The 16,044-nt window shown below is 68.9% G+C and carries 16 protein-coding genes; 10 read left to right on the top strand and 6 right to left on the bottom strand.

Features of this window, described 5'->3' with window-relative positions; genetic code table 11:
- Positions 1-47: 47 nt before the first annotated feature.
- From rpmA to GGQ59_RS09160, 3 genes are all read right to left on the bottom strand, one after another.
- Positions 48-314: a 50S ribosomal protein L27 gene (rpmA, locus tag GGQ59_RS09170; RefSeq protein ID WP_183817782.1), complete on the bottom strand. Its 267-nt coding sequence runs from the start codon at positions 312-314 to the stop codon at positions 48-50.
- A gap of 41 nt (positions 315-355) precedes the next feature.
- The gene (gene rplU, locus GGQ59_RS15445) at positions 356-991 is read right to left on the bottom strand and encodes a 50S ribosomal protein L21 (RefSeq protein WP_183817780.1); all 636 of its coding nucleotides are present in this window, start codon (positions 989-991) and stop codon (positions 356-358) included.
- A gap of 119 nt (positions 992-1,110) precedes the next feature.
- The gene (locus GGQ59_RS09160) at positions 1,111-1,848 is read right to left on the bottom strand and encodes a DJ-1/PfpI family protein (RefSeq protein ID WP_183817957.1); all 738 of its coding nucleotides are present in this window, start codon (positions 1,846-1,848) and stop codon (positions 1,111-1,113) included.
- Between the two features lie 37 nt (positions 1,849-1,885).
- Between GGQ59_RS09160 and GGQ59_RS09155 the strand changes: the two genes are divergently transcribed.
- The 5 genes from GGQ59_RS09155 (at position 1,886) to GGQ59_RS09135 (ending at position 6,712) form a co-directional block, all read left to right on the top strand.
- Positions 1,886-2,815, top strand: a complete 930-nt coding sequence (locus GGQ59_RS09155; protein WP_183817778.1) for a GlxA family transcriptional regulator — start codon at positions 1,886-1,888, stop codon at positions 2,813-2,815.
- A 114-nt stretch (positions 2,816-2,929) separates the two neighbouring features.
- Complete coding sequence (gene lgt, locus GGQ59_RS09150) at positions 2,930-3,802, top strand: prolipoprotein diacylglyceryl transferase (RefSeq protein ID WP_183817776.1); 873 nt, start codon at positions 2,930-2,932, stop codon at positions 3,800-3,802.
- Positions 3,799-4,920, top strand: coding sequence for a class I SAM-dependent methyltransferase (locus GGQ59_RS09145; RefSeq protein WP_183817774.1), 1,122 nt, complete (start codon positions 3,799-3,801; stop codon positions 4,918-4,920). Before lgt ends, GGQ59_RS09145 begins: the two co-directional genes overlap by 4 nt.
- Positions 4,917-5,693: a laccase domain-containing protein gene (locus tag GGQ59_RS09140; protein WP_183817772.1), complete on the top strand. Its 777-nt coding sequence runs from the start codon at positions 4,917-4,919 to the stop codon at positions 5,691-5,693. Before GGQ59_RS09145 ends, GGQ59_RS09140 begins: the two co-directional genes overlap by 4 nt.
- Before the next feature lie 77 nt (positions 5,694-5,770).
- Positions 5,771-6,712, top strand: coding sequence for a ribose-phosphate pyrophosphokinase (locus GGQ59_RS09135; protein WP_183817769.1), 942 nt, complete (start codon positions 5,771-5,773; stop codon positions 6,710-6,712).
- On the opposite strand, the gene GGQ59_RS09130 is transcribed toward GGQ59_RS09135, so the two are convergent.
- Positions 6,709-6,906 (bottom strand): hypothetical protein, encoded by a 198-nt coding sequence (locus tag GGQ59_RS09130; protein ID WP_183817767.1) that lies wholly within the window; start codon positions 6,904-6,906, stop codon positions 6,709-6,711. The genes GGQ59_RS09135 and GGQ59_RS09130 overlap by 4 nt on opposite strands.
- 148 nt (positions 6,907-7,054) lie before the next feature.
- Here GGQ59_RS09130 and topA point away from each other — a divergent pair, with 148 nt between their 5' ends.
- Entirely contained in the window at positions 7,055-9,694 is a 2,640-nt protein-coding gene (gene topA / locus GGQ59_RS09125; protein ID WP_183817765.1) for a type I DNA topoisomerase, read from the top strand.
- A gap of 3 nt (positions 9,695-9,697) precedes the next feature.
- Complete coding sequence (locus GGQ59_RS09120; protein WP_343074306.1) at positions 9,698-11,305, top strand: peptide chain release factor 3; 1,608 nt, start codon at positions 9,698-9,700, stop codon at positions 11,303-11,305.
- An 8-nt stretch (positions 11,306-11,313) separates the two neighbouring features.
- Here GGQ59_RS09120 and GGQ59_RS09115 read toward each other — a convergent pair whose 3' ends face one another.
- Entirely contained in the window at positions 11,314-12,192 is an 879-nt protein-coding gene (locus tag GGQ59_RS09115) for a LysR family transcriptional regulator (protein ID WP_183817763.1), read from the bottom strand.
- Between the two features lie 89 nt (positions 12,193-12,281).
- Here GGQ59_RS09115 and GGQ59_RS09110 point away from each other — a divergent pair, with 89 nt between their 5' ends.
- The 3 genes from GGQ59_RS09110 to GGQ59_RS09100 all read left to right on the top strand — a co-directional run bounded on the left by GGQ59_RS09110 (position 12,282) and on the right by GGQ59_RS09100 (position 14,101).
- Positions 12,282-12,875: a LysE family translocator gene (locus GGQ59_RS09110; protein WP_183817761.1), complete on the top strand. Its 594-nt coding sequence runs from the start codon at positions 12,282-12,284 to the stop codon at positions 12,873-12,875.
- 84 nt (positions 12,876-12,959) lie between these two features.
- Positions 12,960-13,412 (top strand): antitoxin Xre/MbcA/ParS toxin-binding domain-containing protein, encoded by a 453-nt coding sequence (locus GGQ59_RS09105; RefSeq protein WP_183817759.1) that lies wholly within the window; start codon positions 12,960-12,962, stop codon positions 13,410-13,412.
- Positions 13,409-14,101: an RES domain-containing protein gene (locus GGQ59_RS09100; RefSeq protein ID WP_183817757.1), complete on the top strand. Its 693-nt coding sequence runs from the start codon at positions 13,409-13,411 to the stop codon at positions 14,099-14,101. The genes GGQ59_RS09105 and GGQ59_RS09100 overlap by 4 nt, the downstream gene beginning before the upstream one ends.
- Before the next feature lie 6 nt (positions 14,102-14,107).
- Here the strand turns inward: GGQ59_RS09100 and GGQ59_RS09095 are convergent, their stop codons facing one another.
- Complete coding sequence (locus tag GGQ59_RS09095; protein ID WP_183817755.1) at positions 14,108-15,991, bottom strand: YbhB/YbcL family Raf kinase inhibitor-like protein; 1,884 nt, start codon at positions 15,989-15,991, stop codon at positions 14,108-14,110.
- Positions 15,992-16,044 lie beyond the last annotated feature (53 nt).

Raw genomic sequence — 16,044 nt, 5'->3', positions numbered from 1 at the left:
GCCCGGGCGGTTCCCCGCCGGGCCCTCGCGACGGCCTGGCCGTGCGCTTACTCGGCCGCGGCGGCGGTCTCGACGCTGACGACCTTACGGTCGTCCTTCGTCGTGCGGAAGACGACCGTGCCGGGCGTCAGGGCGAAGATCGTGTGATCCTTGCCGAGGCCGACATTCGAGCCCGGCTGGATCTTCGTGCCGCGTTGGCGGACGATGATGTTGCCGGGGACGACCGCTTCGCCGCCATACTTCTTGACGCCGAGCCTGCGGCCTGCGGAGTCGCGGCCGTTCCTGGACGAGCCGCCTGCTTTCTTGTGTGCCATCTGTCTCTCCTAGCGCGCGGGTGAGGCGCGGCTGAACCTAGTTACTCGCCCGATTGCGCCTTCTGGTCGACCTTGGCGCGGGGCGCCTTGCCGGCCATCAGTTCCTTGGCCTGCTCTTGCCACTCTTCGCGCTCCGCGCGGGCGAGCAGGTCGGCATCGTCGAGCTTCTGCTTGGTCGCGTCGTCCATCGCGGCGAGTTGCGCCAGGCTCTCGATGCCGTTCTCGGCCATCTTCGCCTTCAGCTTCGGCCCGACGCCCGCGATCAGGCTGACATCCGTCGGCGCGTCGCCGGCGGGCGCAGCCTCGGCGGACGCTTCTTGCTTGGCGGGCGCCGGCTTCGCGGCCTTCGCGCCGGTCGGCTTCGCGCCGCCCGTCAGGATCTCGTCGATCCGCAGCACGGTCATGTGCTGGCGGTGACCCTTCTTGCGGCGGTAGTTCTGACGGCGGCGCTTCTTGAAGACGACGACCTTCTTGTCACGGGCCTGCTCGAGGATCTCGGCGGCCACGGAGGCGCCGGAGACGGTCGGGGCGCCGACTTCGGGGCTGTCGCCGCCGAGCATGAGCACCTCGCCCAGCGTGACGGTGTCACCCGCCGCGCCTTCGAGCTTCTCCACCTTGATGACGTCGCCGGGTGCGACCCGGAACTGCTTCGCGCCTGTCTTGACGACTGCGAACATTGGAAATCTCTCTTTTTCGCTGTGGCGCGCGCCCCTATGGCCCGGCCAGCCTTCTTCGCCCCCGCGTTCTGCCGCGCGGGTTGTCGAGCGCCGGGCGGTAAAGGACCGCGCGGCCGAGGTCAAGACGGCGCTTGGGCGACCGGCGAAAGGGCGGCGGCGATCCGCGCGATCCGGTCGTGTTGCGCCGACAATCGCCCCGTCATCGCGGCGTCGACGGCCGCGCGTACGGGCGGGGGGGCCAGTTCCGGGCGTCCTGCGTCGAAGGGCGGCGCAGGGGCGTATTCGAGCCCGAGCTGGATCGCCTGAGCGACCTCCTCCCCCCTCAGCGCCGCGACGATCGCGAGGGACAGGTCGATCCCCGCCGTCACGCCCCCGCCCGTGAAGACGTCGCCGTCTCGCACGATCCGGCCCGCGTCCGGTATGGCGCCGAAGAGTTCCAGGAGCGGTCTCCACGCCCAGTCGCAGGCGGCTCGGCGTCCCCGCAGGACGCCCGCCGCGCCGAGGATGAGAGAGCCGGTGCATACCGAGGCTGGGTAGCGCGCGCTTGCTGCCAGGCGGCGAACGCTCTCCAGGAAGCGTTCATCCTCGATCGCCTCGACGCATCCCCACCCGCCCGGCACGCAGAGGACATCGCATCGCTCGATGGCCTCGAGGTCGGCGAGACGGGAGAAGCAAAGCCCGTCCGCTTCGATGTCGGCGCCCCCTCGCGAGGCGACCAGAACCTTCGCGTCCGGCATGCGGGCGAGGAACTGGTGCGGGCCGGTGAAGTCGAGTTGGGTCACGCCTGGATAGAGCGGAATGACGACGGTTGTGGTCACGCGAGCCTCCTGATTGCGACGAAGGCTAACCCGGGTCATGCTCGTCTGGAACGACGCGGAACCCTCGATATCAGCCATGCCGAGTGTCGGCTTCTACCTCTGTGCGGGGCATCAGCTCCTCGACCTGTCGGGCCCCCTTTGTGCCTTTCAGACGGCACGGGCGGCGGGCGGTCCGGCCTACGACCTCGTTCTGGTCTCGGCCGATGGGGGATCGCTGACGGGCAGCGCCGGCGTGGCGGTCGAGACGGTCCGCGCGGCGGGTCGCTCCTTCGATACGCTGATCGTCGTGGGGGGTGACGTCGACGCGCTGCAAGCCGCGCGGGAAGTCGCTGCGATCGGCCCGCTCGCACGAAGCGCGCGCCGCCTCGCCAGCGTCTGTACGGGCGCGTTCCTGCTCGCCCGCGCGGGGCTTCTCGATGGCCGCCGGGCGACGACCCACTGGCTTTATGCGCGCAGGCTCTCAGAGGCCTACCCGAAGGTGCGAGTGACGCCGGACGCGATCTTCGTAGAGGATGGCGGGGTCTGGACCTCGGCGGGAATCACGGCCGGAATCGACCTCGCACTCGCGCTGATCGAAGCGGACGCGGGCGCATCGCTCGCGCGGGAGGTGGCGCGGTACCTCGTCGTCTACCACCACCGCGCCGGCGGGCAGTCCCAGTTCTCTGCGCTGTCGGCGATGGCGCCGGAGACGGACCGGATCAGACGAGTTCTGACCTATGCCCGCGAGAACCTTCGCGAGTCCCTCTCCGTCGAAAGGCTGGCCGCCGAAGCGTGCCTTAGCGAACGGCAGTTCGCCAGGCTCTTCCGCAAGGAGACCGGGGAGACGCCGGCCAAGGCCGTCGAGCGGCTCCGCGTCGAGGCCGCGCGTCGCCGTCTCGAAGACAGCGCGGCGCCCATCGAGGCGATTGCGCGAGAGGTCGGTTTTTACGATCCCGAACGCATGCGCCGCGCCTTTCTGCGACTTTACGGTCAGCCGCCGCAGGCGCTGCGCCGCCGCAGCGCGTGATGCCTGCCTTACATCGAGCGGACACGAGCGGAGGGCGAGCCCCGAGTGGCCCCTACGGGGTTCCCGGCTCGTCCGAGGGTCGGTAAGGCGCCCTTCACCGCAGTGCGAAGTGCCATGCCCTACCCCGACATCGATCCCGTGCTGATCAGCCTCGGCCCGCTGCCGATCCGTTGGTACGCACTCGCCTACATCGCAGGCATCGCGCTCGGCGCGGTCTACGTGACCCGCCTCATCGCACGGCCGGGCCTATGGGGCCCCGGGGGCCGTTCGCCCCTCGACCGGGCGCAGCTCGACGACTTCGTCACCTGGATCATCCTCGGCGTCATCCTGGGCGGTCGCCTCGGCTTCCTCGTGTTCTACCGGCCTGAACTCATCTTGCAGATGACGACGCTCTTCGGCCTCCCCTTCCCCGCCGCGCTCGCGGTTTGGGAAGGCGGCATGAGCTTTCACGGCGGCATGATCGGCGTTGCGGTCGCGACCTACCTCTTCGCCAGAAAGCGCGGCGCGCCCTTCTTCGGCATCACCGATCTCCTTGCCTGCGCGGCGCCGATCGGCCTGTTCTTCGGCAGGCTCGCGAACTTCATCAACGCGGAGCTCTACGGCCGCCCGACCGACGCGCCCTGGGGAATCGTCTTCCCCGATCACTACAGCGCCGCGCAGGACCGGTGGATCTACGCGGCGGACGCCGTGCCGCGCCATCCGAGCCAGCTCTACGAGGCCGCGCTCGAAGGGCTCGTCTTGTTCCTGATCATCCGGATCGCGATCACGCGCTTCGACGCGTTGCGGGCGCCCGGCGCCGCGACGGGACTGTTCCTGATCGGCTACGGCGCCTCGCGCTTCTTCGTCGAGTTCTTCCGCGAGCCTGACGTCTACGCGGCGACGCTCGGCTTTCTGACCCGCGGCATGCTCCTCTCCCTGCCGATGGCGGCGCTGGGGCTTCTCCTCCTTCTCCGCGGGCGACGTCTCGCGCACCGGGTGACCGTATGAGCGAGGCGCCGAAGCCCGAACCGACGCCGCTCGAAGCCCGGCTCGTGGCGGCGATCCGCCACGGCGGACCGATCACCGTCGGCGAGTTCATGACCGATGCGCTGTGCCACCAGCAGCACGGCTACTACGCCACGCGCGACCCGTTCGGGCGGGCGGGCGACTTCACGACGGCGCCGGAGATCAGCCAGCTCTTCGGCGAGCTCGTTGGCGCCTGGCTCGTCCACGCCTGGACCGAGATCGGCGAGCCGTCGGTCTTCAACCTCGTCGAGCTGGGGCCCGGACGCGGCACGCTGATGGCCGACGTGCTGCGGGTCGGCGGCGTCCGTCCCGGCTTCCTCAAGGCCGCTCGCCTCTTCCTCGTCGAGGCCTCGGGCAAAATGCGCTATGCGCAGCAGCGCACCCTCGCCGCCGCCGCACCTGAGATCGCCAAGGGCGCCGTCTGGGCGGACCGCCTGTCCGACGTTCCGGCGGGGCCGACGCTGATCCTCGCCAACGAGTTCTTCGACTGCCTGCCGATCCGCCAGTTCGTCCGCACCGCCGAGCGTTCCGAGACGCCGTGGCGCGAGCGCCTCGTCGGCCTCGCGGGCGACAGGCTCGCCTTCGTGCTCGGCGAGACGCCCCTGCCCGATCCGCAGGGCCTGCCCCGCGGCGCGAAGCCGGAGAGCCTGTTCGAGACTTGCGAGGCGGGCCAGCAAGTGGCCGAGGAGATCGCGCACCGCTTCGCCGAGGCGAAGGGCCGGGCGCTGCTGATCGATTACGGGCACGGCCGCCCCGGCTTCGGCGACACGTTCCAGGCCGTCCGCAGCCATGCGCACTGGCCGGTCCTGGCGAGCCCCGGCGAGGCCGACGTGACGGCTCACGTCGACTTCTCCGCCCTCTCCCGCAAGGCGCGCGCAGCGGGGGCGCGGGTCGACGGACCGGTCCTCCAACGCGACTTCCTCCTGCGCCTCGGCCTCCCGCAGCGCTTGCAGAAGGTCGCGGCGGCGGCATCCGACGAGGCGAAGCAGGCGCTGAAGGACGGGGCCGAGCGGTTGGTCTCGCCGACCGCCATGGGCGAGCTCTTCAAGGTCATGGCGATCTCCTCGCAGGGTATCGGCGAGCCTGCCGGCTTCTCGTGACGCCGCATCGCCGCTCGACCGTCCTGCGCGCGCCGCACGGCTTCTTCGGCCGGCAGGGCGGCGTCAGCCCCGCGCCCTATGACAGCCTCAACTGCGGGCCCGGCTCACACGACGATCCGGCGGCGGTTGCCGAGAACCGGGATCGGGTCCGCGTGGCCCTCGGCGCGGACGCGCTCGCGACCGCCCATCAGACACACTCGGCGACTGCCCTCTTCATCGACGCCCCCTTCGCGGGCGCCCCGCCCCATGCCGATGCGCTCGTCACCGGAACGCCGGGCCTCGCCGTCGGAGCGCTCGCCGCGGACTGCACACCGGTCCTGTTCCACGCGCCGAAAGCGAGGCTCGTCGCCGCCGCTCATGCAGGCTGGCGCGGCAGTCTAGCGGGCATATTGGAGGCCACCGTGGCCTGCCTCACGGCGAACGGCGCCGAGCTCGCAGAGATCGCCTGCGCCTTCGGCCCCTGCCTGCGGACGGAGAGCTTCGAGGTGGGAGGCGACCTCGTCGAAGAAGTGACCACGGCCTATCCGGCGGCCGAACGCTTCTTCGTGCCGGCCCGGGCCCCGGCCAAGTACCTCTATGACCATGTCGGCTTCGGGCGCTGGCGGCTCGAGGAGGCGGGGCTCGACGCCGCCCGGATCGACGATGTCGGCGGAAACACGCTCGGCCGCGGCAGCGCCTACTTCAGCTATCGCGGCTCGCGCCGGGCTGGCCAGGCGGACTACGGCCGCAATCTCAGCGCGATCCGCCTTCCTGAGGGCACCACTGGCACGTGATTTGAACGCGTCCGCCCACTTGCTTGACTCCCGTCACCGGGCCGTCACAACCATCCGGCGCGAAAGCTTGGGGCCTTATGCGAATCCTCTCCGGCAACGCCAACACGCCTCTCGCCGAGGCGATCGCGCGCCAACTCGACACGCCGCTGACCAACGCCGTCATCCAGAAGTTTGCGGACTCGGAAGTTCACGTCGAGATCAAGGACAATGTGCGCGGCGAGGACGTCTTCGTCGTCCAGTCGACGTCCTGTCCGGCCAACGACACGCTGATGGAGCTTCTGATCATGGTCGACGCGCTCAGCCGCGCCTCGGCCAGCCGGATCACGGCGGTCATTCCCTACTTCGGCTACGCCCGCCAGGACCGCAAAGCAGGCCCCCGGACGCCGATCTCGGCGAAGCTGGTCGCGAACCTCATCACGACCGCCGGGGCGGACCGCGTCCTCACGATCGATCTTCACGCGGGTCAGATCCAAGGCTTCTTCGACATCCCGACGGACAACCTCTACGCCGTGAAGGTGATGGAGCGGCACATCCGCGAGACCTTCCCGAAGGAGGCGAAGCTCTGCGTCGTCAGCCCCGATGTCGGCGGCGTGGTCCGCGCGCGGTCCCTCTCCAAGCGCCTCGGTGACGTTCCGCTCGCCATCGTCGACAAGCGCCGCGAGCGGGCGGGCGTGTCCGAGGTCATGAACATCATCGGCGACGTGGAGGGCTGCCACTGCATCCTCTTCGACGACATCGTGGATTCGGGCGGCACGCTGGTGAACGCGGCGGACGCCCTGCGTGCGGCGGGCGCGATGTCGGCGAGCGCCTACGTCACGCACGGCGTCCTGTCGGGGAAGGCCGTCAGCCGCATCGAGGGGTCGCGATCGCTCGAACGGCTGGTCATCACCGACTCGATCGCGGATGATGGTCGCCGGACGCACGCCACCAAGATCGAGGCCGTGAGCGTCGCCACCCTCCTCGCCGAAGCGATCCGCCGGATCGCGAACGAGGAGAGCGTCTCGAGCTTGTTCGACTAAGGCAGGCCCCCGCCGGTCAACCGGTGATCGAGGTAGTCGATGCACACCTCGATCTTGCCTGCCAACTCGTCGAGGCCGCGCTGGCGCGCGTAAGCTTCTAACTGGACGAGCGCGGCAGCCATGCGCCGCAGCTCGTTCGTTTCGCCGGTTCCAGGGCTTACTTCGTCTTGGTAGGCAGGCTGCAACACGTTCATCCCCTAGTCGTGTCGAGTCGTCTTACACAACTCTAAATACACAAAGTTCTAACGCGCAACCTAAAGGCGCATCTTTCTCGCGGTTGACAGCCGCGAGGTCGCTGCCCACCTTCCGCCGCTCCCAGAAAGCCGGAGACGCTTCCCCTCCATGCAGGTCGTCATCGTCGAGTCGCCGTCAAAGGCGAAGACCATCAACAAGTATCTAGGCAAGGACTACGAGGTCCTGGCCTCCTACGGACACATCCGTGACCTTCCGTCCAAGGACGGATCGGTGAACCCGGACGACGACTTCGCCATGGTGTGGGAGTCGGACGTGAAGAGCCGCAAGCAAGTGTCAGCCATCGTCGACGCCGTGAAGCGCGCCGACCGCGTCATCCTCGCCACCGACCCCGACCGCGAGGGCGAGGCGATCTCTTGGCACCTGCTCGAAGTCCTTCAGAACAAGAAGGTCCTGAAGGACAAGCCGGTCGACCGGGTCGCGTTCAACGCGATCACCAAGACGGCCGTGCAGGAAGCCATCGCGAACCCGCGCCGGGTCGATCAGGACCTCGTCGACGCCTACCTCGCGCGCCGCGCCCTCGACTACCTCGTCGGCTTCACCCTCTCCCCCGTCCTCTGGCGCAAGCTGCCGGGCGCGCGCTCCGCGGGCCGCGTGCAGTCCGTCGCGCTGCGGATCATCTGCGAGCGCGAGATCGAGATCGAGCGCTTCAAGGCCGAAGAGTTCTGGACCCTGAAGGCCGAGGCGAACGCCGGGACCGGCCCCTTCGAAGCCCGCCTCGTGCGGCTGGACGGGAACAAGCTCGAGAAGTTCTCGCTGACCACCGCCGAGGACGGCGCGCGCGCCAAGGCCGCCGTCGAGAACGCGACCTTCCGCATCGGCAGCGTCGAGGCGAAGCCCGTAAAGCGGAACCCCTCCGCGCCCTTCACCACCTCGACCCTGCAACAGGAAGCCTCGCGCAAGCTCGGCTTCTCGGCGAAGCGGACGATGCAGGCGGCGCAGCGCCTTTATGAAGGCATAACCATCGGCGGCGAGACGACGGGCCTCATCACCTACATGCGGACCGACGGCATCGACATGGCGCCCGAAGCCGTGATGGCCTGCCGCGACGAAGTCCGTAAGCTCTACGGCGAGGACTACGTCCCCTCCTCGCCGCGCATGTACAAGTCGAAGCAGAAGAACGCGCAGGAGGCCCACGAGTGTATCCGGCCGACGAGCTTCACTCGGCACCCTGACGACCTCAAGAACCTCGAGAGCGACCAGTACCGCCTCTACGACCTCATCTGGAAGCGGGCCATGGCCTGCCAGATCGAAAGCGCGCGGCTAGAGCAGACGACGATCGAGATCGAGAGCGCGGACAAGCAGGTCGGCCTTCGCGCGACGGGCTCCGTCGTCACCTTCGATGGCTTCCTCAAGGTCTACGAAGAAGGCCGCGACGATACGGGCGACACCGAAGGCCACTTCGCCGACAGCGCCCGCCTGCCGAAGGTCGAGGAAGGCGCGAATACCGACGTCGATAAGGCGACCCCGGAGCAGCACTTCACCCAGCCCCCGCCCCGCTACACCGAGGCGAGCCTGGTCAAGCGTCTCGAAGAGCTCAGCATCGGGCGTCCGTCGACCTACGCGTCGATCATCTCGACGCTGCAGGACCGCGCCTACGTCGAGATGGACGGGAAGCGCTTCATCCCGGGCGACAAAGGCCGGATCGTCACCGCGTTTCTCGAGAACTTCTTCGGCAAGTACGTCGCCTACGACTTCACCGCCGATATGGAGGAGACGCTCGACGAGATCTCCAACGGCGACGTCGACTGGCGGGCCTTCCTCGCGAGGTTCTGGCGCGAGTTCCACGCTCAGGTCGAAGGCATGTCGGGCCTCCGGATCACCGAAGTCCTGGACGCGCTGAACGAGGCGCTCGGCCCGCACATCTTCCCCGACCGGGGCGACGGCAGCGACCCGCGCGAGTGCCCGACCTGCCATGAGGGGCAGCTCAGCCTCAAGATGAGCCGCTACGGCGCCTTCATCGGCTGCACCCGCTACCCCGAGTGCAACTACACCCGGCAGCTCGGCCAGTCCGAGGAGGAGGCGCTGGAGGAAGGCGACCGCGTCCTCGGGGTCGACCCGAACACCTCGCTCGAAGTCATGCTCAAGAAGGGCCGCTTCGGTCCCTACGTGCAGCTCGGCGAGCCGGATCCCGAGACGAAGGAGAAGCCGAAGCGGGCCTCGATCCCGAAGGGTTGGGACGTGGCCACGCTCGACTTCGACCGGGCGATGATGCTTCTGGAGCTGCCGCGCGACGTCGGGCCTCACCCCGAGGACGGCGAGATGATCACCGCCGCCATCGGCAGGTACGGCCCCTATGTGAAGCATAACAGCCTCTACGCGAACCTCCCCTCCGTGGACGACGTGTTCGAGATCGGTCTCAACCGCGCGGTCTCGGTGCTCGAGGACAAGAAGAACAACCCGCGCGGCCGCGGCCGGGCGGCCGCGAAGCCGCTCAAGGAACTCGGCGCGCACCCCGAGACGGGGGAGCCGGTCAACGTCTTCGAGGGCCGCTACGGTCCCTATGTGAAGCACGGCAAGACGAACGCGACCGTTCCGAAGGACGTGAAGCCCGATGACGTGACGCTGGAGCAGGCGGTCGCCTTGATCGCCGAGCGCGAGGCGAAGGCGCCCGCCAAGAAGACCAAGAAGGCGGCGAAGAAGAAGGCGCCGGCCAAGAAGAAGGCGACGAAGAAGGCCGCCAAGAAGGCGCCCGCCAAGAAGACCGCGCGCAAGGCGGCGGCGGAGTAGGCCGTGGACGGATCGCTTCCAATCGCCAAGGACGCCGTCACCCCTGAGTGGATGCGCAGGCGCACCTTCGCCATCATCGCCCACCCGGACGCGGGCAAGACGACGCTGACCGAGCGCTTGCTCGTCGCGGGCGGCGCGCTGCGCATGGCGGGTCAGGTCAAGGCGAGGGGCGAGCGGCGTCGGACGCAGTCGGACTGGATGGAGGTCGAGCAGAAGCGCGGCATCTCCATCACTTCCTCCGTTATGACGTTCGAGGCGGGCGAGACCACCTTCAACCTCCTCGACACGCCGGGGCACCAGGACTTCTCCGAAGACACCTACCGCACGCTGACGGCCGTCGACTCGGCGGTCATGGTGATCGACGCCGCCAAGGGCATCGAGAGCCAGACCCTGAAGCTGCTCGAGGTCTGCCGCCTGCGCGATGTGCCGATCACGGTCTTCATCAACAAGGTCGACCGCGAGGCGCGCGACCCCTTCAGCCTCCTCGACGAGATCGGCGAGACGCTGGCGCTCGACCTGTCGCCCGTCACCTGGGCGCTCGGCTCGGGGACGCAGTTCCAAGGCTGCTGGGACATGGTCGGGAACCGCCTGATCCGCCCGCAGGGCGAGAGCGGCACGGCGGATGGCGGGCGGAGCTTCGAGAGCCTGGACGATCCGGCCATCGAGAAGCTCGTCGATCCGTCCGTCCTCGAACAGGCCCGCGAAGAGGTCGCGCTGTCCGAGGCCGCCTACCCGCCCGTGGACGGGCAGTCCTACCGAGACGGGCACCTCTCCCCGGTCGTCTTCGGCAGCGCGCTCAAGGACTTCTGCGTGCCGGAGCTTCTGAACCTGCTGAGCCGTCTCGCGCCCCCGCCGCGGACCCAGCCTGCGGCCCCCGCGCCCGTGCAGCCCGACGAGGACCGCGTCTCAGGCTTCGTCTTCAAGGTCCAGGCGAACATGGACCCGAACCACCGGGACCGCATCGCCTTCACCCGCCTCTGCTCGGGCAAGTTCACGCGCGGCATGAAGCTGAAGCAGTCGCGCACCGGCAAGCCGCTCGCCGTCCAGAACCCGATCTTCTTCTTCGCACGGGAACGGGAGTTGGCCGAGGAAGCCTTCGCCGGCGACATCATCGGCATCCCGAACCACGGCACGCTGCGCGTGGGCGACACGCTCTACGAGGGGACCGAGACCCGCTTCACTGGCATCCCGGACTTCGCGCCCGAGATCCTGCGCAAGGTGCGGCTCGACGACCCCCTGAAGGCGAAGCAGCTGAACCGCGCGCTGCATGACCTCGCCGAGGAGGGCGTGACGCAGATCTTCTTCCCGCGCTCTGGCAGCGGCACGGTGGTCGGCGTCGTCGGGCAATTGCAGCTCGACGTCCTCCTCTCCCGCCTCTCGGCTGAGTACGGCGTCACCGCAGGCTTCGACCCCGCGCCGTGCGAGACCGTGCGGTGGGTGTCGTCGGACGACCAGAAGGCGATGGCGGACTTCCTCAAGAAGTACCCCGCCCGCATCGCCGACGACCGCGACGGCGACCCCGTCTACCTCGCGCCGAGCGCCTGGGACCTCGGCCGGGTGACCGACGACTGGACCAAGCTCAGCTTCGCCAAGACGAAGGAGCGGGGCTGACCCGCACCCTACCGCTTCGGCGGCGACCAGGACCGCAGCGCCTCGTCGAGAAACGCCCTGCGCAGAGGGGACTCCGTCTTCGCGGCTGGCCAGACGGCGTAGAGGTCGATGGGCGGGATCGACCAGCCCGGCAGCGCCTCGGTCAGCGTCCCGGCAGCGAGTTCGCCCGCCACCCGGTGGCGCGGCGGCGTCGCGATGCCGATGCCCGCGACGCAAAGCTCGATCATCGCCTCGAGGCTGCCGACGGTCGTGACGGCCTTCGGCTCGACCTCCACCTCGTCGCCCGCTGGTGAGGTCAGGCGCCGCTTGGGCGGCATGCTCTCGAGCATGATCCAGTCGAGACGGTCCGGCCCCGCCCCGGGCGGCGTGCGGTAAGCGGGTGCGCGGACGATCACGCGCTCGACGGCGCCGATCCGCCGCGACTTGAGCGCGCTGTCCGCCAGCGTCCCGGCGCGAAGAGCGAGGTCGTAGCGTTCGCCGACGAGGTCCGCTGCGGCGTCCGAGACGTCGAGCCGGAACCGCGCCTGCGGGTGCGCTTGCACGAAGGCGGCGATACGCTCGGCGATGCCTGCCCCGATGAGGGCCGAGGTCATCGTCAGCGAGAGCGTCCCCCTCAACTGTCCGCCCGCCCTTCCGGCTGCGCCCAGAGCGCTCTCCGCCGCCGCGAGGATCGTCTTGGCCTCCCGCCCGACCTCGAGGCCCAGCTCGGTCGGCGCGAGCCTGCGCGTGCTCCGGCGCAGGAGAGGCGCGCCCAGGAACGCTTCCAGCTCGCCGACGTGATAGCTCACGGTCGAGGGCGTGATTCCGAGCCGTCGCGCGGCGCCGCGGAACGAGCCCTCCTCCAGGATCGCAGCGAAGGTCGTCAGCGCTTTCAGGCGGTCGAGCATCATACGGCCCCATCGAACAGTGAAATCGATAAGGACGGGATAATCGAACGCCTGGCGGCGCGATAGGTCGGGTCGGAAGGAGACCCGCCATGACCAACCTGCTCGCGATGGGGGCGTTCGCCCTGACCATGTCGATCTCGCCCGGACCGGTGAACATGATCACCCTCGCCGCCGGGCTGCATCACGGCCCGCGCAGCGCCTTCCCCTTCGTCCTCGGATCGACCATCGGCTTCACCTCCCTCCTCCTCGCGGTCGGCCTCGCGGCGAACCTCCTCTTCGGCTTCGGCGACGGCTGGCAGCGCGTGATGGGCGCCGCTGGGGCGCTCGTCATCGTCTACTTCGGGATCAAGATCGCGACCGCGCCGAGCGGCCTCGATGAGGCGAAGCCGAGCCTGCCCCGCTTCTGGCAGGGCGCGGTGCTGCAATGGATCAACCCGAAGGCTTGGGCTGCCTGCCTCGCCGCCGTCTCTTTGTTTCAGCTCGCAGGCGACCTGCCCCGGCTCGGCGTCTTCACGGTGCTCTACTTCGTCCTATGCTTGATCGGCGTTGGCAGCTGGGCACTCGCGGGCCGGTCTATGCGCCGGGTGCTGAGCCGCCCGGCGGCGATGCGGGTCTTCAACCTCGCGGTCGGCTCGACCTTGATCGTGTTGGCGGGCGGCTTGAGCCTGGAGATGCTGCGTTAGCGGGCTGCTCCGTATCGTTCCCGAGCCCCTTGCATTCTACCCGCTATGTCTCATATGATACGCAAGAGATCATTTGAGGTCACGATGCTTCAGCCTATCTCGCCGCTGCCGCTTCGCCCGGTCACGCCGCCGGACACGATCCTGACCGACCCCGTGCGCCGCCGTGCGGGCGGGGCCGGGGCGATCAAGCTCTTCGCGCGGCTCTGCGAGCGGTGGGGCCTCTCGATCGACGAGCAGCGCGCGCTTCTGGGCGACGTCTCCCGCCCGACCTATCACCGCTGGCGCAAGGCGGCGGAGGCCGGGGGCACGGTCGAGCTGACGCGCGATCAGATGGAGCGTGTCTCCCTCTGCCTCGGCATCGAGAAGGGGCTCAAGACGATCTTCGCGCGCGACGAGGCGGGGCTTCGCTGGCTGAAGGCGGCGAACACCGACCTGCCCTTCGGCGGCCACGCGCCGATCGAGGTCATGATGCAGGGCGGCCTCTTCGCGCTGCACCGGACGCGCGCCTACCTCGACGCCTGGCGCGGCGGTCGGTGAGCGAGGCCCGCTCCCGCCTCTCAGGCCCCGTCTACCGCTACATCGACAGCCGCTACCCGCCGGTCGATGTCTTCGACGGCCTCTACGACACCGAGGAAGAACAGCGGCTCGCCTTCGAGCTGGAAGCTGCGACCAACGCCCGCCTCGCCGACCCTGCCCGGCGGCTCGCGGTCCTGCCGGAAGGCTCGCTGCCCGAGCCTGGCGACGGCGCGACCTGGGTCGTGGCGGCCTTCATCTACACGGCTGAGACGGGCGGCCGGTTCAACGGGCCCGAACTCGGCGCCTGGTACGCCGCGACCGAAGAGGAAACGGCGGTCAGCGAAGCGGCCTATCACAACGAGCGCCGCCTGCGCGCGTCGGAGGGCGGCTTCCCGAACACGATCCAGCTTCGCGGCTTGGCCACGACGCTCGACGCGGAGCTTCTCGATGTCAGGGGCGGACCCGAAGACCTCTACGCGCCTGACGACTACGCCTTGCCGCAAGGCTTCGCGGCGCAGCGGCGCTGGCCGCGGGCGGAGCCTGGCGAGGACGGCCTGATCTACGACAGCGTCAGAGCGCCCGGCGGCACCAACGTCGTCCTCTTCCGTCCCCGCGCCGTGCCGCTGCCCGTCTTGCAGGGCGAACACCGGCAGCTCGACTGGGACCGGCAGGGACGGCTCACCGTCAGCGCACTGACGGGACTGCCCTAGGCCGGATCAGTCCCCCTGCCCTTCCGCAGGCCGCGTGTAGCTTCCGACCGTCTCGCCCATCGCCAACACGTGGCCCTTCATCGCCTCGACGACCTGCTGCCTCGTCGCGCCGTGCGGCAAGCCCAGCTCCTTGTCGAGCGCGTAGACCTGGACGTGGTAGCTGTGCGTCTGACCTTCAGGCGGGCGCGGGCCGTAATAGCCGGTCGAGCCGTTGTCGTTCGCACCCTGATAGAACTTCGCGGGCACCTCGACGGCGGGCGCGCCGGACAGGCCTTCGGGCAGGCTCGTGACGTCCGCTGGGATGTCGTAGGCGACCCAGTGAATGATCGGCGCGTCCTCGGGCGCGTCCGGGTCCTCCATCAGAAGGGCAAAGCTCCTAGTCTTCTTGGGCGCGCCTTCCCACGAGACGGCGGGCGAGGCGTTGTCGCCCTCGGCGGCCTGGTTCTCGTCAATGGCGCCGCCCTCGGAGAAGTCGGCCGAGCTGACCTGCAGCTTGCCCTTCGCCTTCACCTGCTCGCTCGACAGCTTCGCGACCTTCTGCGGCGTGGGGTCCGGTGCCGCGGCGGTGATGAGGCCGTTCGTCACCCGCTCAGCGTTGGTCATGCGCGGCGCCTCACGCCCCGCCCCTTCGCCGTCATAGGCGATCTTGTAGATCACCCCGTTCGTGTCGTCCGAAAGGTAGAGCGCGCCGTCCGGTCCCTGCGCGAGGCCGCAAAGGCGGCCCATCTGCGACCAGCCGGACGGGCTCTCCTCGTCCTCGTAGACGAAGCCTGACAAGAAGGGCTCGATGCCCACGGGCTCGCCGTTTTCGAAGTCGAGGCGCACGACCTCGTAGCCCGAGGGCGGCAGGCGGTTCCACGAGCCGCGCATGGCGACGAAGGCGTCGCCGCGATAGTCCTCGGGGAACGCTTCGCCGTCGTAGAAGGCGAGCTGCATCGGGGCGGAGTGCGGCGTGTAGAGCCCGATCGGCCCATGACTCTGCGCCGCCCACTCCTCGGCGGTGATCCCGCCCGAGGGCTCGTCCTGCGGGTTCGTCATCTGATCGCCGTAGACGTAGGGCCAGCCGTACTTCGCCCCCTCTTCGATCTTGTTGATCTCTTCTGGCTGCTCGTCGTCGCCGAGCCAGTCGATGCCGTGGTCGAAGCCGTAGAGCTCTCCGGTGTCGGGCGAGAAGCCGTAGCCGATCGTGTTGCGGAGGCCCGAAGCGTAGATCTTCCGCGAAGAGCCGTCCGGCTTCACCTGAAGGATCGTCGCGTTCTCGGGGTTCGTCTCGTCGCAGGCGTTGCAGGTCGAGCCGACCGAGACGTAGAGGTTCCCGTCCCCGCCCCTCACCACCATGCGGTTCGCGTGCTGACCGCCTTCGGGCAGGTCGTCGATCAGGCGTTCGAGCTCGCCGAACGTGCCGTCCTCGTTCCTCGTCGCGTGGAACAGCTCTGATACGGTCATGAGGTACACGTCGTCGCCGTCGATCTCGATGCCGTGCATCATCGGACGGGACGCGACGACCTTCTGGCTGTCCGCCTTCCCGTCGCCGTCCTCGTCACGCAGCATCAGAACGTCGCCGACCTCTCTGCGCGTGACGTAGACGGTGCCGTCGTCCGCGACGCGGATCATGCGCGGGTTGACGAGGTCCTCGGCGAAGACGTCGATCGTGAACCCTTCGGGCAGGGCGAGGCGCTCCATGCCCTTCGCGCTCGGCTCGACGGATTTCGGCTTGAGGACGTGCCCGACGACGGTCACGTCCGCGGTCTTCTGATCCTTCAACTGCTCGGAGACCTTCGGCACGGGCTGCTCCCGGTCGAGCCCTCGCACCGTGTCCTGCTGAGCGGCGGCGAAGGCAGGCCAAGCGGCGGTCGCTGCGAGGGCGGCGAGGAGGGCGGAACGGGTCATAAGGTTACCTGCGGAAGCGGGTTCGGTTCCTCCTCTAACGCCTGTGAACGCTG

Source organism: Parvularcula dongshanensis (genome assembly GCF_014199615.1).
In the GTDB taxonomy this organism is placed as follows: Bacteria; Pseudomonadota; Alphaproteobacteria; order Caulobacterales; family Parvularculaceae; genus Parvularcula; species Parvularcula dongshanensis.
The sequence above is the reverse complement of the archived record's forward strand: the minus strand, read 5'-3'. Positions and strand labels throughout refer to the sequence as shown.